Source organism: Polaromonas sp. C04 (assembly GCF_002002705.1).
Lineage (GTDB): Bacteria > Pseudomonadota > Gammaproteobacteria > Burkholderiales > Burkholderiaceae_C > Rhodoferax_A.
In genome coordinates, this window is the sequence record NZ_MUNS01000033.1 from 85,444 (window position 1) to 108,981 (window position 23,538).

At 66.0% G+C, this 23,538-nt stretch carries 20 protein-coding genes; 17 read left to right on the forward strand and 3 right to left on the reverse strand.

Annotation, left to right across the window (positions count from 1 at the left end; translation table 11 throughout):
- From B0E49_RS13065 to mdlC, 3 genes are all read right to left on the reverse strand, one after another.
- On the reverse strand, window positions 1-513 hold the full coding sequence (locus tag B0E49_RS13065; protein ID WP_144264555.1) for a TRAP transporter small permease: 513 nt from the start codon (window positions 511-513) through the stop codon (window positions 1-3).
- 18 nt (window positions 514-531) lie between these two features.
- Window positions 532-1,596, reverse strand: coding sequence for a TRAP transporter substrate-binding protein (locus tag B0E49_RS13070; RefSeq protein ID WP_077562638.1), 1,065 nt, complete (start codon window positions 1,594-1,596; stop codon window positions 532-534).
- A 223-nt stretch (window positions 1,597-1,819) separates the two neighbouring features.
- Window positions 1,820-3,433: a benzoylformate decarboxylase gene (gene mdlC, locus B0E49_RS13075; protein ID WP_077562639.1), complete on the reverse strand. Its 1,614-nt coding sequence runs from the start codon at window positions 3,431-3,433 to the stop codon at window positions 1,820-1,822.
- 66 nt (window positions 3,434-3,499) lie between these two features.
- Here mdlC and B0E49_RS13080 point away from each other — a divergent pair, with 66 nt between their 5' ends.
- From B0E49_RS13080 to gsiD, 17 genes are all read left to right on the forward strand, one after another.
- Window positions 3,500-4,399: a LysR family transcriptional regulator gene (locus tag B0E49_RS13080; RefSeq protein WP_077562640.1), complete on the forward strand. Its 900-nt coding sequence runs from the start codon at window positions 3,500-3,502 to the stop codon at window positions 4,397-4,399.
- Window positions 4,400-4,451: 52 nt separating this feature from the next.
- Window positions 4,452-5,591, forward strand: coding sequence for an alpha/beta hydrolase (locus B0E49_RS13085; RefSeq protein ID WP_077562641.1), 1,140 nt, complete (start codon window positions 4,452-4,454; stop codon window positions 5,589-5,591).
- 183 nt (window positions 5,592-5,774) lie between these two features.
- Window positions 5,775-6,707 carry a LysR family transcriptional regulator gene (locus B0E49_RS13090; RefSeq protein ID WP_077562642.1) on the forward strand — a complete coding sequence of 311 codons (933 nt, stop codon included), beginning with the start codon at window positions 5,775-5,777 and terminating at the stop codon, window positions 6,705-6,707.
- Between the two features lie 69 nt (window positions 6,708-6,776).
- The gene (locus tag B0E49_RS13095) at window positions 6,777-8,321 is read left to right on the forward strand and encodes an ABC transporter ATP-binding protein (RefSeq protein ID WP_077562643.1); all 1,545 of its coding nucleotides are present in this window, start codon (window positions 6,777-6,779) and stop codon (window positions 8,319-8,321) included.
- A complete protein-coding gene (locus B0E49_RS13100; RefSeq protein ID WP_077562644.1) occupies window positions 8,308-9,384 on the forward strand; it encodes an ABC transporter permease in 1,077 nt (358 codons plus the stop codon). The genes B0E49_RS13095 and B0E49_RS13100 overlap by 14 nt, the downstream gene beginning before the upstream one ends.
- A complete protein-coding gene (locus B0E49_RS13105) occupies window positions 9,384-10,304 on the forward strand; it encodes an ABC transporter permease (protein ID WP_077562645.1) in 921 nt (306 codons plus the stop codon). The genes B0E49_RS13100 and B0E49_RS13105 overlap by 1 nt, the downstream gene beginning before the upstream one ends.
- Before the next feature lie 47 nt (window positions 10,305-10,351).
- A complete protein-coding gene (locus tag B0E49_RS13110) occupies window positions 10,352-11,515 on the forward strand; it encodes a BMP family ABC transporter substrate-binding protein (RefSeq protein WP_077562646.1) in 1,164 nt (387 codons plus the stop codon).
- 56 nt (window positions 11,516-11,571) lie between these two features.
- A complete protein-coding gene (locus B0E49_RS13115; RefSeq protein WP_077562647.1) occupies window positions 11,572-12,570 on the forward strand; it encodes a Rieske 2Fe-2S domain-containing protein in 999 nt (332 codons plus the stop codon).
- Window positions 12,570-13,613, forward strand: a complete 1,044-nt coding sequence (locus tag B0E49_RS13120; protein WP_077562648.1) for an adenosine deaminase — start codon at window positions 12,570-12,572, stop codon at window positions 13,611-13,613. Before B0E49_RS13115 ends, B0E49_RS13120 begins: the two co-directional genes overlap by 1 nt.
- A gap of 206 nt (window positions 13,614-13,819) precedes the next feature.
- Window positions 13,820-14,914, forward strand: a complete 1,095-nt coding sequence (locus tag B0E49_RS13125) for a BMP family ABC transporter substrate-binding protein (protein ID WP_077562649.1) — start codon at window positions 13,820-13,822, stop codon at window positions 14,912-14,914.
- Between the two features lie 7 nt (window positions 14,915-14,921).
- Complete coding sequence (gene guaD / locus B0E49_RS13130; RefSeq protein WP_077562650.1) at window positions 14,922-16,229, forward strand: guanine deaminase; 1,308 nt, start codon at window positions 14,922-14,924, stop codon at window positions 16,227-16,229.
- A gap of 93 nt (window positions 16,230-16,322) precedes the next feature.
- On the forward strand, window positions 16,323-16,889 hold the full coding sequence (gene dcd / locus B0E49_RS13135; RefSeq protein ID WP_077562651.1) for a dCTP deaminase: 567 nt from the start codon (window positions 16,323-16,325) through the stop codon (window positions 16,887-16,889).
- Window positions 16,890-16,924: 35 nt separating this feature from the next.
- Complete coding sequence (locus B0E49_RS13140; protein ID WP_077562652.1) at window positions 16,925-18,028, forward strand: isoaspartyl peptidase/L-asparaginase family protein; 1,104 nt, start codon at window positions 16,925-16,927, stop codon at window positions 18,026-18,028.
- A complete protein-coding gene (locus B0E49_RS13145; protein ID WP_077562653.1) occupies window positions 18,025-19,905 on the forward strand; it encodes a dipeptide ABC transporter ATP-binding protein in 1,881 nt (626 codons plus the stop codon). The genes B0E49_RS13140 and B0E49_RS13145 overlap by 4 nt, the downstream gene beginning before the upstream one ends.
- Window positions 19,906-19,963: 58 nt before the next feature.
- A complete protein-coding gene (gene gsiB / locus B0E49_RS13150) occupies window positions 19,964-21,529 on the forward strand; it encodes a glutathione ABC transporter substrate-binding protein GsiB (RefSeq protein ID WP_077562654.1) in 1,566 nt (521 codons plus the stop codon).
- 169 nt (window positions 21,530-21,698) lie between these two features.
- Window positions 21,699-22,622, forward strand: coding sequence for a glutathione ABC transporter permease GsiC (gene gsiC, locus B0E49_RS13155; RefSeq protein WP_077562655.1), 924 nt, complete (start codon window positions 21,699-21,701; stop codon window positions 22,620-22,622).
- Entirely contained in the window at window positions 22,585-23,532 is a 948-nt protein-coding gene (gene gsiD, locus B0E49_RS13160) for a glutathione ABC transporter permease GsiD (protein WP_144264557.1), read from the forward strand. Before gsiC ends, gsiD begins: the two co-directional genes overlap by 38 nt.
- The last annotated feature ends 6 nt before the right edge of the window (window positions 23,533-23,538 follow it).

Below are 23,538 nucleotides of genomic sequence, written 5' to 3' on the forward strand. Positions count from 1 at the left end.
TCATTCAACTTCCCGGCCATGTTCCGGCTCGGCGAGCCGTTCCGGCCGGAAGATCAGCTGCCAGGTGCGGATGGCAATCAGCATCACGGCCGCGGCGTCCCCCGCCCAGGCCAGCGCGTACAGCGGCCACACGGGCAGGTTCAGATCGAAGGTCTGCACGTGGTCGTGGTAGGTGCCGCGCACCTTGTCGAAGATCGCGAAGGTGTGCACGGTCACCACGAACAGCAGTACCAGCGTCGCGAAGACGTCGATGTAGCGCTTGCCGCGCACGCTGGCGCTGCTCCACACCAGGTCGACCGTGATGTGCGTGCCGCGGTAGCTGGTGGCGGCGATGCCCCAGAAGATCAGCGTGCCCAGCAGCAGCTTGCCGAAGTCGTAGCTGTCGGGGATCGAGGTGTTGAAGAACTTGCGCAGCACCACCGCGACGAAGATGTCGAGTGCGACGATGCCGATGAACAGCGCCGCCAGCCACTCGATGGTGTCGATCACGCGGTCCATGAAATCGCGCTTCATGGCTGCTGCTGCCCGCCGTTACAGGCCGGCCTTGTGCTTCACCAGCTCCTGCTTGAGCGAGTCCATCACCGCCTTCGGGTCGTAGCCGGCCTTCTTCACGCTGCTGGCCCACTCGGCCTCGGCCGGCGCGACCGCCTTGTGCCACGCAGCGAGCTGGTCCGGCGTCAGCTTGTAGATCTCGTGGCCGGGTTCGGCGGCGATCTTGGCGCGGCCGGCGTACTCGAAGTCGGCCCAGGGCGAGGCGACCTTCTCGGCCCATTCGGTGGTGCAGTGGTCGTCGATCACCTTTTTCTGCGCGGGGGACATGGCGTTGTACTTGTCCTTGTTCATGACCCAAACGAACGGCGTCGTGTACAGCGCCACGTCCATGTGATAGTTCACCACCTTGTCGATGCCGAACAGCACGATGGAGCCCCACGGGAAGGTGATCGCGTCGGCCACGCCGCGCGAGAGCGCATCGCGCGCGGCCGGTGCCGACGCCTGCACGTTGGTGCCGCCCAGCGAGGTGACGAGCTGGCCGATGGTGCTGGTGGCGGGACGGATCTTCATGTCCTTGACATCCGAGGGCAGCACGATCTTCTTGTGTGAATGGAAGGTACCGGGGTCATGCACGAAGGCGAAGCAGAAATGCACGTCCTTCATTTCCTTGGCCGCGTAGGGGCGGTACCACGCGTCGATGGCGGCCGAGCCGCCCTTGGCGTTGGAGAACAGGAAGGGCAGGCCGGCGCCGGCCATCACCGGGAAGCGCCCCGGCTGGTAGCCCGGGTTGACGTAGGCGAAGTCGGCGATGCCGTCACGCGCCATGTCGTAGTGGTCGAAGGCCTTGCCGAGCTGCTCGGACGGATACATCGTCGCGGTGATGCTGCCACCCGACGCCTTTTTGATGTCTTCGGCCCAGGCGATCAGCGAGGGGTTCAGCGGATGCTGTGGCGGCACCCAGCTGGACAGCTTGAGCTGGACCGGTTTGTCCTGCGCCTGCGCCCCGGTGCCGAGCAGCAGCAAAGCCGTGGCGCCGGCCAGCGCCGCCGTGCCCGCGTGGGCACGCAATGTGGTGAGTGTGCTGTGCAGTTTGGTGTAACGCATGTCTTGTCTCCTGGTTGTGATTCCTGCTCTTGAAGGCAGAAGGTGGAAAGGTCGAAACCAAAAATCGCGCTGAAGAAAAATCTGTCTGGGTCGAGTGAGGCTTATCGTGGGTGAGCGGGCGGTGTCCGGATTCTTAACGTGATGCCGCGCTTTGGGCAAGCGGGGAAACCTTGGCGAATTTGGGAACCATGAGGGTTTTTTCTTTTTTTTGAGGGGATGGCGTTCAGGCCACATCCACTTCCACCAGGATCGGGCTGGTCGAGCGCAGCGCCTGGCGCAGGACTTCGTGCAACTGCGCGGCGTCGCTGACATGCACCGCGTCGCAGCCGTGGCCTTTGGCCAGCGCGACGAAGTCGAGGTCGGGCAGGGCCGTGCCTTCCAACTGATCCTCGGGCCTGAAACCGAAGGCCGGGGCGAACTCCTGCAGCGCCGCATAGCGGCGGTTTTTCAGGATGACGAAGGTGATGGGCAGCCGCAGCTGCGCCGCGCTCCACAGCGCCTGGATCGAGTACATGGCGGAGCCGTCGCCCACCAGGCCGATCACGCGCGCGCCGGGTTTGGCCAGTGCCACGCCTACGGCCGCCGGCAGGCTGTGGCCCAGGCCGCCGCTGCACATGGTGTAGAAGGTTTCGCTGCGCAAAATTGGCAGGTAGTCGTGCATGGGCGCGCGCGCGCTCGGCGCCTCCTCGACCACGATGGATGCCGGCTCGCGCACTTCGGCCAGTGTCTGCAGCACATAGGCCGTCGACATCGGTACCGAGGGTTCGGCCCGCGGCAGCGTGGCGCGCGAGGCTGGCAGGGCGCGTGGTGCGGGCGCCGGGCGCGCCAGCAAATCGAGCACGCCCAGGCGGATGCTGCCTACGGCCGACGTACCGACCGGCGTCCAGGCCGCAATCGTCGGGTCGTCGATCAGCTGGTACAGCGTGGCGCCAGGGGGCACATGCGGGCCGGCGCCTTCCACGTGATAGATGAAGGCTGGCGCGCCGATGGCAAAAATCAGGTCGTGACCGCCGAGCAGACTCACAATCGCCTCGCGCATGGCCGGCAGGAATCCGGCAAACAGGCGATGGTCTTCGGGGAAGCCGCAGCGTCCCGACATGGGGGCCGTCCAGACACGCGCGTTGTGGCGCTCGGCCAGTTGCAGCACCTCGTTCCAGGCATTGCCGCGGTCCACCGCGGCGCCGATGACGAAGGCCGGGCGCGCGCTGGCGTCGAGCGCGGCGCCGATCTGCGCCAGCACGCGCGGCTCGGGACGCGATTCGGTGCTCACCACGCGCGGCAGCACCCGCTCGGTGAGTTTGTCCCAGTCGTCCGCGGGGACCGACACCAGCACCGGCCCGCGCGGCTCCTGCATGGCGATGTAGTAGGCGCGGGCAATGGCCAGCGGCACGTCTTCGGCCCGCGCCGGCTCGCAGCTCCATTTGACGTAGGGCTTGGGCAGCTCGGTGGCCTGGGCCGAGAACAGGAATGGATCAAACGGCAGGATGGAGCGCGCCTGCTGGCCCGCCGTGATGATCACCGGGGTGCGGTTCTTGTGGGCGGTGAAGATGTTGCCCATGGCGTGGCCCACGCCCACGGCCGAATGCAGGTTCACGAACGAGGCATTGCGCGTGGCCTGTGCATAGCCGTCCGCCATGCCCACCACCACGGATTCCTGCAAGCCCAGAACGTAGCGGAAGTCGGCGGGGAAATCGAGGAACAGCGGCAATTCGGTGGAGCCCGGGTTGCCGAACAGGGTCGTGATGTTGAAGCCGCGCAGCAAGTCCAGCACGGCGGCGCGAACGCTGACTTTCGCCAGCAAGGGCGCGGCTCCTGGTGACGTGGGGTGGATGGGCATTCTTCAATCTTGCGGGCGATGGCTGTATAAATCAATAAAATAACCGGAATATTCGGTATTAGATATATGCATATCAAAGACATCGACCTGAACCTGCTGCGGCTGTTTGAAACCGTCTTTCGCACGCGCAATGTGAGCCGCGCCGCCGAGCTGCTGGACCTCACGCAGCCGGCCGCCAGCCAGGGCCTGATGCGCCTGCGCCTGTTGCTCAAGGATCCCTTGTTCGAGCGCGCCCCCGGCGGCGTCAAGCCGACGCCGCGTGCCGAGCGGCTGGCGGTGGCGGTGCAGCTCGCGCTGGCGGCGATTGAGCAGGCCTTGACCGAGGACGAGCAGTTCGATCCGGCGAATTCGCAGCGCCTGGTTCGCCTGCACATGAGCGATATCGGCGAGCGCGTGTTCATGCCGCCGCTGATGCAGCGTGTGATGCAGCTTGCGCCCGGCCTGCGGCTGGAGCTGGTGCAACTCGAGCCGGCCCAGGTGGTGCCGGGGCTGGACAGCGGCTACCTCAACTTTGCCGTGGGCTTCCTGCCCACCGTCACCGACACACGGCGTGAGCGCCTGCTCGACGACCGCTATGTGCTGCTGCTGCGTGCCGGCCACCCGCTGGTGAAGTCCAGCCGCGGCAAGGCACCGACGATGGCGGAGTTGCGGCGCGTCGAGCTGGTGGCGGTGCGCTCCCACAGCGATACGCTGCGCATCCTGAAGATGCTCAAGCTGGAAAAGCAGCTGCGCATGACCACCACGCACTACCTGGTGCTGCCCGCCATCGTCAAGGCCACCGACCTGGGCGTGGTGATGCCGCGCAATATCGCGCGCGAATTCAACGCCGGCGGGGGCTACGCCATCCTCGAGCCGAAATTCCCGCTGCGCGACTTCACCGTGTCGCTGCACTGGAGCCGGCGCTTCGAGGCCGACCCCTGCAATCGCTGGCTGCGCCAGACGCTGGTAGATTTGTTTGCCGAATAAGGTACAACCCGGTACAACTTTCATCAAGCCAGGAGCCGAATCGAGAGGACCCATGCCTGCACTGCAACTTGCCGTGATCGATGTGAAGCCCGGCGCCGCGCTGGAAAGCCAGTCGGGCCTGCAATTGCTGCGCCCGCGCATTTACGGCGCCTATGCGGCGCCGGCCGGCCCCAAAAAGACCGCCGCCATCGTGATGCATCCGGCCAGCAATTTCATGGGGCATTACCTGATCGGGCCGCTGGCCGAGCGCGGCATCTGCTGCCTGGGGCTGAACTCGCGCTACGCGGGCAACGACACCCTGCTGCTGATGGAGCGCGTGATCCAGGATCTGGGGGCGGGGGTGCAATGGCTGCGCGCGCAGGGCTACGACAAGGTGGTGCTGATCGGCAATTCGGGCGGCGCCTCGCTGGCCAGTTTCTACCAGGCCCAGGCCGAGCGGCTCACCATCGACACCCTGGTGGACGGCGACCCGGCCGGGCTGTCGGCGGCCGACCTGCCGCCGGCGGACGGCCTGGCGCTGTGCGCCGCGCACGAAGGCCGCTCCATCCTGATGCGCAACTGGATCGACCCCTCGGTGATCGATGAGCACGACCCGCTCAGCGCCGACCCGGCGCTTGATATCTACAGCGCGGCCCATTCGCCGCCGTACACGCCTGAATTCCTGGCCCGCTTCAAGGCCGCGCAGCGCGCACGCCTCGCACGCATCGAGGACTGGGTCTGGGCGCGCCTGCGCCTGCTGCGCAGCCAGCGCACGCCCGGCAGCCCGTGCGACCAGACCTTCGTCATCTACCGCACCCATGCCGACCCGCGCTGCCTCGATCTCAGCATCGAGCCGAACGACCGGCAGCCCGGCAGCGTCTGGGGCAACGGGGTTGAGGGTGCGCGCGCCGTCAACTACGCGGCCAGCCAGATGGGCCGCATTACCTCGCTCACCGCGTTCCTGTCGCAATGGTCATCGCACAGCCGTGCCGACGGCCCGGCCAATCTGGCCCGCACCAGCGTGCCGGCGCTGCTGTGCACCTACACGGCAGACCAGTCCACCTTTCCGAGCACGCGCGATGCGTGGCTGAGCGCCGGCGGCCCGCGCATCCGCAATGTGGATATCCAGGGCGGCAACCACTACCTCGCGGGCCAGCCGGCGCTGGTGGCGCAGGTGGCCGACGAGATGGCGTCGTGGATGCAGCGGCTGTAGGCGGCCAGCTCGACCATCCGGGCGGGCGGGTGGTACATTGCCCAGCGAGACAGGCTGGCGGCGGCAACTGACGAATCGAATGGTTTCGTGCATCGGACACAAAAGTGTCCCTGCGCAAAAGAGCGCACCGGCGGCGGCGATCCGACATAAGCATCGGCATATGACGAGCATGCACATACCTATATGAGAGACCAGGCGCTTTTTGACAAGATAGACCTCCACTTGATCAGGGTCTTGTACACCGTGCTAACCGAACGCAACGTCTCGCGAGCCGCCATCCGCCTGGGCATGTCCCAGCCCGCGGTGAGCGCGGTGCTCAAGCGCCTGCGCGAGCTGGCCGGCGACCCGCTGCTGGTGCGCTCGGGCGCCGCCATGGTGCCCACCGACGCCGGGCTGCGCATGGTCGAGCCCAGCGCCGGCATCCTGCGCGCGGCCGAGGTGCTGTTTACCGAGGCGCGCGGGTTCGAGCCACAAACCGCGCGCAACACGTTCCGCGTCGCCGCCAGCGACTACCTGGACCCGTTTTTTCTGCCGCAGCTGGTCGCGCAAATCAAGGCCCAGGCGCCGCTGTGCCACATCGAAATCCACCCGCTGTCGGCCGACTCCGACTACCACACGCATCTGGCGCAGGGTGAGGTCGACGTGGTGATCGGCAACTGGCTCAAGGCCCCGGACGACCTGCACATGGGCCGCCTGTTTGGCGACGAGGTGGTGTGCCTGGTCAGCAAGGATCATCCTGCCGTGCGCCGGCCCTGGGACGCCGCGAGCTGGCTGCAGGGCGAGCACATCGCGCCCACGCCGCTGCACCCGGGCGGGCGCGGCGTGATTGACGACCATCTCGACTCGCTGGGCCTGCAGCGCAACATCACGGCGCGCTGCCCGCATTTCGGCCTGATCCCCGCGATGGTGGCTTCGAGCCTGCTGGTGCTGACCACGGGGCGCCAGTATTGCGAACGCTTCACCGAGCGCTTGCCGGTCAAAATCCTGCCCTGCCCGATCGAATTCCCGCAGCTGATGTACTACCAGCTCTGGCATGAACGCAGCCACGCCTCCAGCGCCGCCAAATGGCTGCGCGAGCGCGTCCGGTCGGTCGCCGAAGCGCTACGAAAGAAATAGCGAACTACCCATACTGTGCCACGACCCGAAGCCTGTTCAACCATAAATATACGAGAGACAATCGGCGCCATGACTCCTCCCAGACTCCAGCTCGCGCACATCACCAAGCGCTACCCGGCGGTGGTCGCCAACAGTGATGTGTCGCTCACCGTGCAGGCCGGCGAAACCCATGCCGTGCTCGGTGAAAACGGCGCCGGCAAATCGACGCTGATGAAAATCATCTACGGCTCGGTCAAGCCCGACGAAGGCAGCGTCGTGTTCAACGGCCAGCCGGTGCACATCCGCAACCCGCAGGAGGCGCGCGCTCTGGGCATCAGCATGGTGTTCCAGCACTTCAGCCTGTTCGACACGCTGACCGTGGCCGAGAACGTCTGGCTCGGGCTGTCCAGGAGCCTGACGCTGGCGGAGGTCACGCGGCGTATCACCACCAAGGCGGCCGAATACGGCGTCGAGGTCGATCCGCTGCGCCCGGTGCACACGCTCAGCGTGGGCGAGATGCAGCGCGTGGAAATCATCCGCGCGCTGCTGACCGACCCCAAGCTGCTGATCCTGGACGAGCCCACCTCGGTGCTGACGCCGCAGGCCGTGGACCGGCTGTTTGGGGTGCTCAAGAAGATCGCCTCCGAGGGCTGCAGCATCCTGTACATCAGCCACAAGCTGCACGAGATCCGCGAGCTGTGCAGCGCCTGCACCGTGCTGCGCGGCGGCAAGGTGACCGGGGTCTGCGACCCGCGCCAGGAGACCAACGCTTCGCTGAGCCGCCTGATGATCGGCGCCGAGCCGCCGGCGCTGCAGCACCGCGAGGTCAAAACCGGCGCCACCGTGCTGGCGGTGAACCAGTTGACGCTGCCCACCGAAAACCAGTTCGGCGTGGACCTGGAAGCCATCTCCCTGAGCGTGCGCGCCGGCGAGGTGGTGGGCATCGCCGGTGTCTCGGGCAACGGCCAGCAGGAGCTGCTGTATGCGCTGTCGGGCGAGGACACGCGCGCGGCAGCGCCGATGATTCAAATCAAAGGCCAGAGCGCCGGCAGGTTCGGCCCGGGGCGCCGGCGCGCGCTGGGCGTGCACTTTGTGCCGGAAGAGCGGCTGGGGCGCGGTGCCGTGCCCACGCTCGGGCTGGCGCATAACCTGCTGCTGACGCGGCGCAATGCAATCGGCACCGCCTGGTGGAATCGCGGCTGGATCAACGTGCGCGCGCTCGAAGCCCAGGCCAGCGACATCATCCGGCGCTTCAATGTCAAGGCCGGCGGCCCGAACGCCGAGGCCCGCTCGCTGTCCGGCGGGAATCTGCAAAAGTTCATTGTCGGGCGCGAGATCGACGCGAATCCGACGCTGCTGATCGTCTCGCAGCCGACCTGGGGTGTCGATGTCGGCGCCGCGGCGCAGATTCGCGGTGAAATCCTGGCGCTGCGCGATGCGGGCTGCGCCGTGCTGGTGGTCAGCGAGGAGCTCGACGAGCTGTTCGAGATCAGCGACCGCCTGTATGTGATCGCCAAGGGGCGGCTGTCGCCCTCGGTCGATCGCGCGCGCGCCACCGTGGCCCAGATCGGCGAATGGATGAGCGGCCTGTGGAATGCGCCGGCCAGCGCGGAGGTGCAGCATGCTCAAGCTTGAAGCGCGCCCGCAGGCGTCGAAATTCTGGAGCTACGGCTCGCCCCTCCTGGCGCTGCTGATCACCGTCATCATCGGCGTCATCCTGTTCGTGGCGCTGGGCAAGGACCCGGTCAAGGGCTTGCAGGTGTTTTTCTGGGAGCCGATCCGCTCCCCGTACGCACTGGGCGAGCTGATGGTCAAGGCCACGCCGCTGCTCCTGATTGCGCTGGGGCTGGCGGTGTGCTTCCGCACCAACGTCTGGAACATCGGCGCCGAAGGCCAGTACGTGATCGGTGCCGTGGCCGCGGGCGGCGTGGCGCTGCTGGCCGACAAGAGCACCGGCAGCTGGATCGTCATCGCCATCATGGGCGCCGGTGTGCTCGGCGGCATGGCCTGGGCGGCCATCACGGCCTTTTTGCGCGACCGCTTCAATGCCAACGAAATCCTGGTCAGCCTGATGCTGGTCTACGTCGCCATCTATGTGCTCAGTTATCTGGTGTTCGGTCCCTGGAAAGATCCGGCGGGCTACAACTTTCCGCAAACCAAGACCTTCGAGGCGGTGACGCAAATCCCGCGGCTGATGCACGGCTCGCGCGTGAGCATCGGGCTCCTGATTGCTTTGGGCGGTGTGGCGGCGCTGTGGGTGTTTTTGTTTCGCACACGCGCCGGGTTTGCACAGCAGGTGGGCGGTCTCGCGCCCGCCGCCGCGCGCTACGCGGGCTTTTCATCGCGCCAGGCCCTGTGGACGGCGCTGCTCATCTCGGGCGGCGCGGCGGGCCTGGCCGGCGCGCTGGAGGTGGCCGGCCCGGTCGGCCAGCTCACCCCCTACATCCCGGTGGGCTACGGTTTTGCGGCCATCATCGTGGCCTTTGTCGGGCGCCTGCATCCGGTGGGCATCGTGTTCTCGTCCATCCTCATGAGCATGTTCTACATCGGCGGCGAACTCGCGCAATCGCGTCTGGGCCTGCCCAAGTCGCTCACCGATGTGTTCCAGGGTCTGTTGCTGTTCACCCTGCTGGGCTGCGACACCCTGATTGCGTACCGGATCAAGACCACCTGGTCGAACAAAGAGGGAGTGAAGTGATGGAATCCTATGCCCTGCTCTTCGCCTCCATGCTGAATGCGGGCACCGTGCTCGCCATCGCCTCGCTGGGTCTGCTGATCAATGAAAAGGCCGGCGTCGTCAACCTCGGGGCCGAAGGCCTGCTGCTGTGTTCGGCCATTGCCGGGTTCGCCGTTGTCGTGCATACCGGCAGCGACTGGATCGGTTTTCTAGCGGGCATGGGCGCGGGCGCCGTGCTGGCCGCCATCTTTGGCGTGCTGGTGATCTGGCTCAACACCAACCAGTACGCGACCGGGCTGGCGCTGGCCCTGTTCGGGGCCGGCTTTTCGGCCTTTGTGGGCGCCGGTTACGTGCAGGCCAAATTGCCCGAGCGCCCGCATTTTTCCATCCCCGTGCTGGGCGATATTCCGCTGATCGGCCCGGCCCTGTTTCGCCAGCATCCGCTGGTGTACGTGACCATCGCGCTGGCCTTCGGCCTGATCTGGTTCCTGTACCGAACGCGCGCCGGCCTGGTGCTGCGCAGCGTGGGCGAATCGCCCGACTCGGCGCACGCCCTGGGCTACCCGGTGCGGCGCATCCGCCTGGCGGCGGTGGTGGCCGGTGGCGCACTGTGCGGTATGTCGGGGGCCTATATCTCGCTGGTCTACACGCCGCTGTGGGTCGAGGGTATGGTCGCCGGCAAGGGCTGGATCGCGTTGGCGCTGACCACCTTTGCGACCTGGCGGCCGGCGCGCGTGCTGCTCGGCGCCTACCTGTTCGGCGGCGTCACCATGCTGCAGTTTTACCTGCAGAGCCGGGGTGTGGAGATGCCCAGCCAGTTCCTGGCGATGACACCTTATCTGGCCACCGTGGTGGTACTGGCGCTAATTTCGCGCAACCCGGCCTGGATTCGCATCAACATGCCGGCTTCGCTTGGAAAACCCTTTTACCCCGGTTCATAATCGGATTTTTGCCAACCTGTGTCCAACCTTGCAAGAAAGTGACTGACATGACTGACCTGAAAAAACGCTCGATGCTCAAAGTGGCGGCCCTGTCGGCCATCGCGGCCGCGGCCCTGGTAGGCTGCGGCAAAAAAGAGGAGGCCGCGCCGGCCCCGGCTGCGACACCGGCCCCCGTGTCGGCACCGGCGCCTGCCAAGCCCGAGCCCTTGAAGATCGCTTTCGCCTACGTCGGCCCGGTCGGCGACGGTGGCTGGAGCTATGCGCACGACCAGGCCCGCAAGGCGGTCGACAAGGAATTCGGCGACAAGGTGGTCACCAGTTTTGTCGAGAGCGTGCCCGAAGGGGCGGATGCCGAACGCGTGTTGCGTGACCTTGCCAATCAAGGCAACAAGCTGATCTTCGGCACCACGTTCGGCTACATGGAGCCCATGCTCAAGGTGGCGAAGGATTTTCCGGATGTGAAGTTCGAGCATGCTACCGGCTACAAGACCGCCGACAACATGAGCACCTACGACAGCCGCACCTACGAAGGTGCCTATATGGCCGGCGTGATCGCGGGCAAGATGACCAAGAGCAACACGCTGGGCGTGGTCGGCTCGGTGCCGATCCCCGAAGTGCTGCGCAACATCAACAGCTTCACGCTGGGCGCGCAGTCGAGCAACCCCAAGATCCGGACCAAGGTGGTGTGGGTCAACGACTGGCACAACCCGCCCAAGGAAACCGAGGCCGCGACGGCCTTGATCAACGGCGGCGCCGACGTGCTGTTCCAGAACACCGATTCGCCCGCGGTGCTCAAGACCGCGGAAGAAAAGGGCAAGCGCGCGTTCGGCTGGGATTCCGACATGACGGCCTACGGCCCGAAGGCGCACCTGGGCTCGGCCATCATCAACTGGGCGCCGTACTACATCAAGACCGTGCATGACGTGCTCGACGGCAAGTGGACCTCCAGCCGCAGCTGGTGGGGTGTCAAGGAAGGCGCCATCGACATGGTGTCGATCGCCGACGATGTGCCTACTGAGACCAAGACCCGCATCGACGAGATCAAGAGCGGCCTGAAAGACGGCTCGTTCGCGATCTGGAAAGGTCCCATCGTGGACAACACCGGCAAGGTGGTGCTGGCCAAGGATGCGGTGGCCGATGACAAGTTCCTGCAGGCCATCAACTTCTACGTCAAGGGCGTGGAAGGCAAGGTCCCCGGCGACAAGAAATAATTGATCGTCATAAAGCCAAGGGTCGTCGTGAGGCGGCCCTTTTTTATTGGAAAACCATGATCGAAGAAACACTGTGGCATCCGGTGGCACTCGGTGCCGATGTGGTGGGGCAGCCGCTCGCGGCGCGCCTGCTCGAGCGCGATGTGGTGCTCTGGCGCGATGCGGCCGGCACGGTGCACGCCTGGGCCGACCAGTGTCCGCACCGCGGCGCCCGGCTGTCGCTCGGGCGGGTGCAGGACGGCCGACTGGAGTGTCCGTATCACGGCTGGCAATTCGAGGCATCGGGCCGCTGCATGCACGTGCCGGCGCTGCCCAGCTTTGTGCCCCCGGCCTCCAGTTGCGCCCACACCTATGCGGCGCGCGAAGCCTACGGGCTGGTATGGGTGCAGATTGTGCAGGGCGAGGCCGCGCTGCCCGCGTTTGCCGCGGAAGACGATGCGCGCCTGCGCAAGCTCCATTGCGGCCCTTACGGGGTGGCCACCAGCGCGCCGCGGCTGGTCGAGAATTTCCTGGACATGGCGCACTTCGGTTTCGTGCACGAAGGCTGGCTCGGAATGCGCAGCGTGCCCGGCGACGCACGCCACGCCACCGCGATCGACGACTACCAGGTGCGGCCCACGCCCACCGGTTTGCTGGCCACCGGCTGCAAGGCCTGGCAGCCGCAATCCAATCTGCATTCGACGGCGCCTGCCCAGGTGGAGTACACCTACGAAGTGACCGGGCCGTACAGCGCCGTCCTGACCAAGGTGCCGGACGCCGCCACGGTGGCCATCGCGGGCTACCACGAGTCCATCGCCCTGTTCGTCTGCCCGCTGACACCGGAAGCCAGCTGCGTGTGGTTCCGGCTCGCGGTGGCCGATTTCGAGTCGCCGGACGACAAGCTGCGCGCGTTCCAGCACACCATCTTCATGCAGGACCAGCCGGTGCTCGAATCGCAGCGCCCGCGACGCCTGCCGCTGGACTTGCGGGCCGAGCTGCACACCGCCGCCGACAAGGCCTCGTCGGCCTATCGGCGCCACCTCAAAACCCTCGGCATCACGTTTGGAGTCTGCTGATGAACATTGCCGTGAAACCCATATCCCCTGACCGCCTGCCGGAGCTGCTGCGCCGCATGCCCAAGGCCGAGCTGCACATCCACATCGAAGGCTCGCTCGAGCCCGAACTGATCTTCGCTCTCGCGCAGCGCAACAGCGTGGCCCTTCCCTACGCGAGCGTGGAGGACCTGCGCCGCGCCTATGCCTTCACCAACCTGCAAAGCTTTCTGGACATTTACTACGCGGGCGCCAGCGTGCTCCTGCATGAGCAGGACTTTTACGATATGGCCCGCGCCTACCTTGCGCGAGCTGCTATGGATAACGTAGCGCACACGGAAATCTTCTTCGACCCGCAAACCCACACGGCGCGCGGCATCAAGATGGACACGGTGATCAACGGCCTGCACCGCGCCTGTGTGGACGCCCAGGCCGAACTGAACATCAGCGCGTCGCTGATCCTGTGTTTCCTGCGGCACCTGAGTGAAACAGAGGCTTTCGAGACGCTGGAGCAGGCGCTGCCGCACCGCGACAAGTTCATCGGCGTCGGGCTCGATTCGAGCGAGCTCGGGCATCCGCCCGAAAAATTCGCACGCGTGTTTGCGCGCTGCCGCGAACTGGGCTTGCATCTGGTGGCGCATGCCGGCGAGGAGGGGCCGCCCGCCTATATCTGGACCGCGCTCGATGTGCTGCGGGTCGAACGCATCGACCACGGCGTGCAGTCGTCGAAAGATCCCGCTCTGATGCAGCGCCTTGCCCGTGACCGCATTCCGCTGACCGTGTGCCCGTTATCCAATCTCAGGCTCTGCGTGTTCCCGCAGCTCGCCGACCACAACATCGGCGCGCTGCTGGATGCGGGCCTCGTGGCCACCGTCAACTCCGACGATCCGGCCTACTTCGGCGGCTACATGAACGAGAACTTCCTGCAGACCTTCGCGGCAACGGGACTGACCGCGCAACACGCCTACCAGTTAGCGTGCAACAGCTTCGAGGCGAGCTTCATCGAGTCGGGCGCGAAGCGCCGCTACCTAGACCAGGTTGCTGAGGTGTTTGTCTCGTTTGAATGACTCTTCGTCATTCCCTACTCCATGCCATTCCCGCAAATACTCTTGTCATTCCCGCGCAGGCGGGAATCCAGACGGGGTTGGCACGTTGCCGTGGATTCCCGCCTGCGCGGGAATGACAGGGAGAGCGCGGTAAAATAGCGCCGCACCGACCCGCCGCCCCGGCGGGTTTTGCGTTTGTTCATACCGGGGCCATGTAGAGGACTACCATGTATAAAAACCTCGCTGCCGCGCTCGCGGCCGCCTGCCTGTTTTCTCCCGCTTTTTCCCAAGCCAAAGACGCCGCACCCGTGGCTCTCAAAGAGCCGCTCAAGATCGCCTTTGTCTATGTCACGCCCATCACGCCGGCCGGCTGGGTGCATCAGCACGAACTGGGACGCCAGGCCGTGCAGGCGGCACTGGGTGACAAGGTCAAGACCACGTACGTGGAAAATGTTCCCGAAGGCGCCGACGCCGAGCGCGTGATCCGCGACCTTGCGCAGCAGGGCAACAAACTCATCTTCACGCCGAGCTTTGGCTACATGGAGCCCACGCTCCGGGTGGCCAAAGACTTTCCGGATGTGAAGTTCGAATCCATCACGGGCTACAAGACGGCGCCCAACGTCGCGGTGGCCAATGCGCGCTACTACGAGGGCCGCTACCTGTCGGGCATCGCGGCCGGGCGCATGACCAAAACCAACGTCGCGGGCTATGTCGCGGGCTTTCCGATTCCCGAGGTACTGCAGGGCATCAATGCCTTCACGCTGGGCATGCGTTCGGTGAACCCGAAGGCAGTGGTGAAGGTGATCTGGCTGAACAGCTGGTTCGACCCGCCGCGCGAGCGCGATGCCGCCATGACGCTGTTCAACCAGGGTGCCGATGTGATTGCCTTCCACACCGGCTCGAATGCCGTGATGGCAGCGGCCCAGGAGCGTGGCAAGCTCGCCGTGGCCTACCACTCCGACATGCGGGCCGTCGCGCCCGACGCGCAGATCGTCGCGGTGACGCATCAGTGGGGCGCCTACTACACGGCGCGCGCGCGGGCGGTGCTGAACGGCACGTGGAAGAGCGGCAATGTCTGGGGCGGCGTCAAGGAGGGCATGATCCGCATGGAAGGCTTTGGGGCTAAAGTGCCCAAGGCGGTTCGCAGCGAAGTGCTGGCGCGCGAGAAAGACATCGCCAGCGGCAAGCTCAAGCCGTTCGCCGGTCCGATCGAGGACAACGAAGGCCACCTCGTGCTGGCCAGGGGCCAGGCCTTGAGCGATGAACAAATACTGAATATGAATTTTCTCGTATCAGGCGTGCAGGGAAAGATCGCAAAATAGCGCTGCCATGCATGCCTACCGCGCCGCCATTCTCCGTTTCGCCACCGATGGCGACCCGCACCGATCGGCCGTCTATGAAGAAGACGGCCTGCTGGTGGTCGGGCCCGGCACGAACGCGGTAGAGGTCGTGCACGCGGTCGGACCGTACCGCGATCTGGCGGTCCGTTTTCCCGGCATTACCGTCGAGCACCTGCCGGGACGCATCCTCGCGCCCGGCTTTGTGGATCTGCACCTGCATTACCCGCAGACGGACGTGATCGGCTCGCCCGCCGAGGGCTTGCTGCCGTGGCTCGAGAACTACACGTTTCCTGAAGAAAAACGCTTTGTAGCCCTTGACCATAGTGCGCAGGCAGCTACGTTTTTCATAGCGGAGCTGCTGCGCAACGGCGTCACGACGGCGCTGACCTTTGCCACCTCGCACCCCGCGTCGGTAAACGCCCTGTTTGGTGAAGCGCAAAAACACAGGCTGCGCCTGATCACCGGCAAGGTGCTGCAGGACCGTCACTCGCCCGACGGCGTGCGTGATGACACCGAGCAGTCCCTCACCGACACCGAGGCACTGATCCGGCAATGGCACGGCAAGGACCGGCTGGGCTATGCCATCACGCCGCGCTTCGCGCCCAGTTGCTCCGAGGCGCAGCTGCGCGGCGCGGGTGAGCTGGCCGCCCGCTACCCCGACGTCTGGATCCAGTCGCATGTGGCCGAGAACCGGGACGAGGTGGCCTGGGTGCGTCAGCTGTTTCCCGCCGCGCGAAGCTATCTGTCGGTCTACGACGATTTCGGCCTGATGCGCGAACGTGCGGTCTACGCGCACTGCATCCACTTCGACGACGCCGACCGGGCCCTGATGCGCGACACCGGCACGGCGGCGGCGGTCAGCCCGACCAGCAACCTGTTCCTGGGCAGCGGCTTCTTCGACTACGCCGGTGCCGACCGCGCGGGCTTCCGCTACGGCCTGGCCAGCGACGTGGGCGGCGGTACCAGCTTCAGCCCGTTTCACACCATGCTGGCCGCGTACTACGTGGGCCGCGCCTCGGTGGAGCAGGGCGGGCAGCTCCGGCCCGGCCTGAGCCTGACGCCCCAGCACCTGTGGTGGCAGCACAGCGCCGGCGCGGCGCAGGCGCTCGGCTTGGCGGGCGTGGTGGGCAACCTGCAGCCGGGCTGCGAAGCCGACTTCATCGTTCTCAATCCGCAGGCCACGCCCTTGCTGGCCCGCCGAACGGCGCGCGCCAGCAGTCTGGACGAACTGCTGTTCGCCATGATCGTTCTGGGTGACGACCGGCTGGTCGAAAAGACCGTGATCGCGGGCGCCTGACGGTCATTTCTGCCCGTGCGGGATTGACGAAACCGGCGCACGGCTGGCGCGGCCCGGGCTTGCCTACAATCATTGGCAACGCAGGAACCCCCTATGAGCATCAAAAGCGACAAATGGATCCGCCGCATGGCCGAGCAGACCGGCATGATCGAGCCGTTCGAGCCCGGCCAGATCCGCGAGCACGACGGCCACAAGATCATCAGCTACGGCACCAGCAGCTACGGCTACGACATCCGCTGCGCGCCCGAGTTCAAGGTCTTCACCAACATCCACAGCACCGTGGTGGACCCGAAGAACTTCGACGAAAAAAGCTTTGTCGATTTTCATGACGACGTCTGCATCATCCCGCCCAACAGCTTCGCGCTGGCCCGCACGCTGGAGTACTTCCGCATCCCGCGCAACGTGCTGACCATCTGCCTGGGCAAAAGCACCTATGCGCGCTGCGGCATCATCGTCAACGTCACGCCGTTCGAGCCCGAGTGGGAAGGCTACGTGACGCTGGAGTTCTCCAACACCACGCCGCTGCCGGCCAAGATCTACGCGGGCGAGGGCTGCGCCCAGGTGCTGTTCTTCGAGAGCGACGAGGTCTGCGAAACCAGCTACAGGGACCGCGGCGGCAAATACCAGGGCCAGCGCGGCGTGACCTTGCCGCGGGCCTGAAGCGGCCGGCTCCGGATGGCGGGCATGAAGACATCATGAGCATCACCCCTGTCATAGCAATCCACGGCGGTGCCGGCACCATCCTGCGCGCCAGCATGAACCCAACGCTCGAGGCCGACTATCGCCGCACCCTGCAGGACGTGCTGCGCGCGGGTGTGGCGCTGCTGGCCGGCGGCGCCAGTGCACTCGATGCCGTGACCGAGGCCGTGCGCCTGCTCGAGGAATGCCCGCTGTTCAATGCCGGCAAGGGCGCCGTCTACACCGACGCAGGCACCCACGAGATGGACGCCTGCGTGATGGACGGCGCGACGCTGGCCGCCGGCGCGGTCGCGGGCGTTACGCGGGTGCGCAACCCGGTGCGGGCGGCGCGCGCCGTGATGACGCACAGCGGCCATGTGCTGATGATCGGACCCGCCGCGCAGGAATTTGCGGCCCGCCACGGCGTGGAACTGGTCGCGCCCGACTGGTTCGCCACCCCCGAGCGGCACGCCCAGTGGCTGCGCGCGCGCCAGCAGGCGGGGGCCGGCAGCGGCGCCATGCTGCTCGACCACGACGCCGCCAGCCTGGCAGCGCAGGAGCGCGGCGAAGGGCCACCTCACGCAAGCTCGGCCCCCTCGGGGGGCAGTGCAGCACACGCGGTGGCAAGCGTGGGGGCCGGTGCGGCCGCGCCCCTGGACCCGGACAGCAAGTTAGGCACCGTCGGCGCGGTGGCGCTGGATGCGCAGGGCCACCTGGCCGCGGCCACCTCCACGGGCGGCGTGACCAACAAGCGCGTGGGCCGGGTCGGCGATTCACCCATCGTGGGCGCGGGCTGCTACGCCAACCATCTCGTGGCGGTGTCCACCACGGGCACGGGCGAGATGTTCATGCGCGCCGTGACGGCCCATGACGTCTGTGCGCTGGTGGAATACGCCGGCCTGTCGCTGCAGGCGGCAACGCAGCGCGTGATCATGGACAAGCTGCCGCGCATCGGGGGCCGCGGCGGCCTGATCGCGGTCGATGCGCAAGGCCAGGTCGCACTGCCGTTCAACACCGAGGGCATGTACCGTGGCTACGCCCGCGTCGGCGGCGAGCCGGTCTGCGCGATTTACGGAGCCGACGACGCCGATCCATTCACCACGAAGCAGGGGCCGTCGTGAGCGACCCCACCAGGGTTCCTGACGCTGGCGCGCAGCGCGTACTCGACGTACGGGACCTGAGCGTGCGCTTCGAGACCCGCGAGCGCAGCGTGGATGCGGTGCGTTCGCTGTCGTTTCAGGTCGACGCCGGCGAGACCCTGGCCATCGTGGGCGAATCGGGCTCGGGCAAGTCGGTCTCCTCGCTGGCGATCATGCGGCTGGTGGAGCACGGCGGCGGGCGCATCGTTGGCGGCGAGCTCAACTTCACGCGCCGCGGCGGCGCCGCGCTCGATCTGGCGCAGGCCAGCCAGGCCAGCATGCGGCAGATCCGCGGCGCCGAGATCGCGATGATCTTCCAGGAGCCGATGACCTCGCTGAATCCGGTGTTTCCGGTCGGCGAGCAGATCGCCGAGTCGATCCGCCTGCACCAGCGCGCCAGCCGTTCTGCCGCACGTGCCGAGGCCCTGCGCATGCTGGATCTGGTGCGCATCCCGGAGGCGCGCAACGTGCTGGACCGCTATCCGCACCAGCTCTCGGGCGGCATGCGCCAGCGCGTGATGATCGCCATGGCGCTGTCGTGCAAGCCCTCGCTCCTGATCGCGGACGAGCCGACCACGGCGCTGGATGTGACCATCCAGGCGCAGATCCTGAGCCTGATCCGCGCCCTGCAGGACGAGATGCACATGGGCGTGATCTTCATCACGCACGACATGGGCGTGGTGGCCGAGGTGGCCGACCGCGTGCTGGTGATGTACCAGGGCGAAAAAGTGGAGGAGGGCGACTGCCAGCCGCTGTTCGCCGCCCCGCAGCATCCCTACACCCGCGCCCTGCTGGCGGCCGTGCCCCGCCTCGGTGCCATGCAGGGCCTGGAGCGGCCGGCCCGTTTTCCCTTGCTGGCCGTGGCGGGTGCCGGCGGCGCCCCGTCGCCACCCGTCTCCGAACCGGACTCGGTGCGCATGGATCAGGCCCCGGTGCTGCGCGTGCACAAGCTGTCCACGCGCTTTTCCCTGCGCAGCGGCGTGCTGGGCCGCGTCACGCGGCGCGTGCATGCGGTCGAGCAGGTCAGTTTCGATCTGTATGCGGGCGAGACGCTGGCGCTGGTGGGCGAGTCGGGCTGCGGCAAGTCGACCACCGGGCGCTCGCTCTCGCGGCTGGTGGACATCAGCAGCGGCTCGGTCGAGGTGGCCGGGCGCGACATTGCGCCTTTGAGGGGCAGCGCCCTGCAAAGCCTGCGGCGCGATATCCAGTTCGTGTTCCAGGACCCGTTCGCCTCGCTCGATCCGCGCCTGACGGTCGGCTTCTCGATCATGGAGCCGCTGCTGATCCATGGCGTGGCGCGCGGCAAACCCGCCGAAGAACGAGTCAACGGGCTGCTGGAGCGCGTGGGCCTGCCGGCCGAGGTCGCGCAGCGCTACCCGCACGAGTTCTCGGGTGGCCAGCGCCAGCGCATCGCGATTGCGCGCGCGCTGGCGCTGAATCCCAAGATCGTCATTGCCGACGAGTCGGTGTCGGCGCTCGATGTCTCGATCCGCGCGCAAATCGTCAACCTGCTGCTGGACCTGCAGCGCGAGTTCGGCATCGCCTTCCTGTTCATCTCGCACGACATGGCGGTGGTCGAGCGCGTCAGCCACCGCGTCGCCGTGATGTACCTGGGGCAGATCGTCGAGATCGGCCCGCGCCGCGCCATCTTCGAGAACCCGCAGCACGCCTACACGCGGCGCCTGATGGCGGCCGTGCCGGTGGCCGATCCGGCACGCCGGCGCGGCCGCAGCGCGCTGCTGTCCGAAGAAATAGCGAGCCCGATCCGCGCGCTGGGCGATGAGCCCGTGGTCGCCCCGCTGGTGCAGGTCGGCTCGGGCCACTTCGTCGCGCGGCATGCCGTGGGCGGCCTTTACTGAAACCGTGAAACCCTTGTTGCAACCCCATCGCGTCTGCGATTATTTTGGAGAACGACCCATGAAACCAAGACTCAATCCTCCCCGCAAGACCCGCCCGTTGCTGGCCTGGGGCGCGGTGGCGCTGGCTGTGCAGTTTGCGGCGCCGGCCTACGCCGCCAAGGACGTGGTGATCGCGGTGCAGTCCAACTTCACCACCACCGACCCCTACGACGCCAACGACACGCTGTCCCAGGCCGTCGCCAAGTCGTTCTACCAGGGCCTGTTCGGTTTTGACAAGGACATGAAGCTGGTCAACGTGCTGGCCGAGAGCTACCAGGCCGCCAAGGACGGCCTGAGCTACACCATCAAGCTGCGCAAAGGCGTGAAGTTCCAGGATGGCACCGACTTCAATGCCGAAGCGGTGAAGGTCAACTTCGACCGTGTCACCAATCCCGAGAACAAGCTCAAGCGCTACAGCCTGTACAAGAACATCGCCAGGACCGAGGTGCTCGATCCGTACACGGTGCGCATCACGCTGGCCGAGCCGTTTTCCGCCTTCATCAACACGCTGGCCCACCCCTCGGCCGTGATGATCTCTCCCGCCGCGCTGAAAAAGTACGGCAGCAAGGGCATTGCGCTGGCGCCCGTGGGCACCGGCCCGTTCAAGTTCGTCGAGTGGAAGCAGACCGACTACATGAAGGTCGAAAAGTTCGACGGCTACTGGAAGAAGGGCTATCCCAAGGTCGACACCATCACCTGGAAGCCGGTGGTCGACAACAACACCCGCAGCGCCATGATGCAGACCGGCGAGGCAGCCTTTGCCTTTCCGCTGCCGTATGAGCAGGCCGATCTGCTCAAGGGCAAGTCCACGGTCGAGGTGGTTGCCGCGCCCTCGATCATCCAGCGCTACATTTCGATGAACACGCAGCAAAAGCCGTTCGACAATGTGAAGGTGCGCCAGGCCATCAACTACGCCATCAACAAGCAGGCGCTGGTCAAGGTGGCCTTTTCGGGCTACGCCATTCCGGCCGAGGGCGTGGTGCCCAAGGGAGTCGAGTACGCGGTCAAGCTGGGCCCCTGGCCTTACGACCCCGCCAAGGCGCGCGAACTGCTCAAGGAAGCGGGCTATCCCAACGGTTTCGAGACCACCCTGTGGTCGGCCTACAACTACACCACGGCGCAGAAGGTGATCCAGTTCGTGCAGCAGCAACTGGCGCAGGTCGGCATCAAGGCCCAGGTGCTGGCGCTGGAGGCGGGCCAGCGCGTGGAGCGCGTGGAAAGTGCGCAGGACCCGGCCACGGCACCGGTGCGCATGTACTACGTCGGCTGGTCGTCCTCGACGGGCGAGGCCGACTGGGCCCTGCGTCCGCTGCTGGCGTCCGAGTCGTTCCCGCCGAAGATGTTCAACACGGCCTACTACAAGAACCCCACGGTCGATGCCGATCTTGCCAAGGCGCTGGCCATCACCGACGTGACCGAGAAGGCCAGGCTCTACAAGGACGCGCAGGAACACATCTGGAACGATGCGCCCTGGGCCTTTCTGGCGACCGAGCAACTGCTGTCGGCCCACAACAAGAACCTGACCGGCGTCTACGTGATGCCCGACGGCTCGTTCAACTTCGATGAGATCGACCTGAAGAAGTAATTTCATCTTCATGTCAAAAATAAGAGCTTGTCATTCCCGCGAAGGCGGGAATCCAGAACGTCAGCCCGGGGTGGGGACAACAGTGGATTCCCGCCTTCGCGGGAATGACATCACGGGTCAGGCAATGACATCGCAGATCAGGGAATGACACTGCGGACCATCGGCTCCAATGCTCAACTACATCGTCAAACGCCTGCTGGGATTGATCCCGACGCTGTTGATCGTCGCGGTGCTGGTGTTCCTGTTCGTGCACCTGCTGCCCGGCGACCCCGCGCGGTTGGCCGCCGGCCCCGAGGCGGACCAGCAGACCGTTGAGCTGGTGCGCGCCGACCTGGGGCTGGACAAACCGCTGTACCAGCAGTTCGTCCGGTTCTTCGTGAATGCGGCGCAGGCCGACTTCGGCCGCTCGCTGCGCAGCAAGCGCCCGGTCTCGACCGAGATCGCCGAGCGCTTTCTGCCCACGCTGTGGCTCACGCTGGCCGCGATGGTCTGGTCGGTGCTGCTCGGCATGGTGATCGGCATCGTCTCGGCGGTCTGGCGCAACGAATGGCCGGACCGGCTGGGCATGACCCTGGCGGTCTCGGGCATCTCGTTCCCCGCGTTCGCACTGGGCATGGTGCTGATGGAAGTCTTCTCGGTGCAGCTCGGCTGGCTGCCGACCGTGGGCGCCGACAGCTGGCGCCACTACATCCTGCCCTCGATCACGCTGGGTGCTGGCGTGGCCGCGGTGATGGCGCGCTTCACGCGCTCCTCGTTCATCGACATCCTCAAGGAAGACTACGTGCGCACGGCGCGCGCCAAGGGTCTGCGCGAAACCGTGGTCGTCGTCAAGCACTGCCTGCGCAATGCGTTGATTCCGGTCGTCACCATGATGGGCCTGCAGTTCGGCTTTCTGCTCGGCGGCTCGATCGTGGTGGAGGTGGTCTTCAACTGGCCCGGCATGGGGCGCCTCCTGATCGATGCGGTGGAGATGCGCGACTACCCGGTGATCCAGGCCGAGGTGCTGCTGTTCTCGCTCGAATTCATCCTGATCAACCTGGTGGTGGACGTGCTGTATGCCGTCATCAACCCCACCATTCGCTACAACAAGTGAGGCTGCCGTGAACACGTCCGTCGCTTCACCTGCCGAGGCAACGCCTTTGCCCGGTCAGGGCATCCGCACGCCCTGGAGCGAGTTCTGGCGCAAGTTCAAGGACCAGCATGTGGCGCTGGCTGCCGGTGTCTTTGTGTTGCTGTTGGTGCTGCTGGCGCTGGCCGCACCCTTTATCGTGCCCTACGATGCCGAGAATTACTTCGACTACGACGCGCTGAACGCGGCGCCCTCGTGGGTTCACTGGTTCGGCGTGGATTCGCTGGGGCGCGACATTTTCAGCCGCATCCTGATGGGCACGCGCATCTCGCTGGCGGCCGGCTTCATCTCGGTGGCGGTCGGCGCGCTCGTTGGCACCACACTGGGTCTGCTCGCCGGCTACTACGAGGGTTGGTGGGACCGCATCGTGATGCGCATCTCCGACGTGCTGTTTGCGTTCCCGGGCATCCTGCTGGCGATCGGCATTGTCGCGATTCTGGGCAGCGGCATGGTCAACGTGATCTTTGCCGTGGCGGTGTTCAGCATTCCCGCCTTCGCGCGGCTGGTGCGCGGCAACACGTTGTCGCTCAAGCATCAGACCTACATCGAGGCGGTACGCTCGCTCGGCGCTTCCGACTGGACCCTGATTACGCGCCACATTTTTCCGGGCACGATCTCGTCGGTGGTGGTGTACTTCACCATGCGCATCGGGACCTCCATCATCACGGCGGCCAGCTTGTCCTTTCTCGGGCTGGGTGCTCAGCCGCCGTCGCCCGAATGGGGCGCGATGCTGAATGCGGCGCGCGCCGACATGATGACCTCGCCGCACATTGCGATCTTCCCGAGCCTGGCCATCTTCCTGACCGTGCTGGCCTTCAACCTGCTGGGTGACGGCCTGCGCGATGCGCTCGACCCCAAGATCGACCCGAGATGATGCCGT

Coding starts and splice junctions, on each gene's coding strand:
- B0E49_RS13125 (WP_077562649.1), top strand. CDS start 13,820: ATGTATAAAAACCTCGCTGCCGCGCTCGCGGCCGCCTGCCTGTTTTCT.
- B0E49_RS13120 (WP_077562648.1), top strand. CDS start 12,570: ATGAACATTGCCGTGAAACCCATATCCCCTGACCGCCTGCCGGAGCTG.
- B0E49_RS13080 (WP_077562640.1), top strand. CDS start 3,500: ATGCATATCAAAGACATCGACCTGAACCTGCTGCGGCTGTTTGAAACC.
- gsiD (WP_144264557.1), top strand. CDS start 22,585: ATGCCGTCATCAACCCCACCATTCGCTACAACAAGTGAGGCTGCCGTG.
- B0E49_RS13140 (WP_077562652.1), top strand. CDS start 16,925: ATGAGCATCACCCCTGTCATAGCAATCCACGGCGGTGCCGGCACCATC.
- B0E49_RS13095 (WP_077562643.1), top strand. CDS start 6,777: ATGACTCCTCCCAGACTCCAGCTCGCGCACATCACCAAGCGCTACCCG.
- B0E49_RS13105 (WP_077562645.1), top strand. CDS start 9,384: ATGGAATCCTATGCCCTGCTCTTCGCCTCCATGCTGAATGCGGGCACC.
- B0E49_RS13070 (WP_077562638.1), bottom strand. CDS start 1,596: ATGCGTTACACCAAACTGCACAGCACACTCACCACATTGCGTGCCCAC.
- gsiB (WP_077562654.1), top strand. CDS start 19,964: ATGAAACCAAGACTCAATCCTCCCCGCAAGACCCGCCCGTTGCTGGCC.
- B0E49_RS13110 (WP_077562646.1), top strand. CDS start 10,352: ATGACTGACCTGAAAAAACGCTCGATGCTCAAAGTGGCGGCCCTGTCG.
- B0E49_RS13115 (WP_077562647.1), top strand. CDS start 11,572: ATGATCGAAGAAACACTGTGGCATCCGGTGGCACTCGGTGCCGATGTG.
- B0E49_RS13085 (WP_077562641.1), top strand. CDS start 4,452: ATGCCTGCACTGCAACTTGCCGTGATCGATGTGAAGCCCGGCGCCGCG.
- guaD (WP_077562650.1), top strand. CDS start 14,922: ATGCATGCCTACCGCGCCGCCATTCTCCGTTTCGCCACCGATGGCGAC.
- B0E49_RS13100 (WP_077562644.1), top strand. CDS start 8,308: ATGCTCAAGCTTGAAGCGCGCCCGCAGGCGTCGAAATTCTGGAGCTAC.
- dcd (WP_077562651.1), top strand. CDS start 16,323: ATGAGCATCAAAAGCGACAAATGGATCCGCCGCATGGCCGAGCAGACC.
- gsiC (WP_077562655.1), top strand. CDS start 21,699: ATGCTCAACTACATCGTCAAACGCCTGCTGGGATTGATCCCGACGCTG.
- mdlC (WP_077562639.1), bottom strand. CDS start 3,433: ATGCCCATCCACCCCACGTCACCAGGAGCCGCGCCCTTGCTGGCGAAA.
- B0E49_RS13090 (WP_077562642.1), top strand. CDS start 5,775: ATGAGAGACCAGGCGCTTTTTGACAAGATAGACCTCCACTTGATCAGG.
- B0E49_RS13065 (WP_144264555.1), bottom strand. CDS start 513: ATGAAGCGCGATTTCATGGACCGCGTGATCGACACCATCGAGTGGCTG.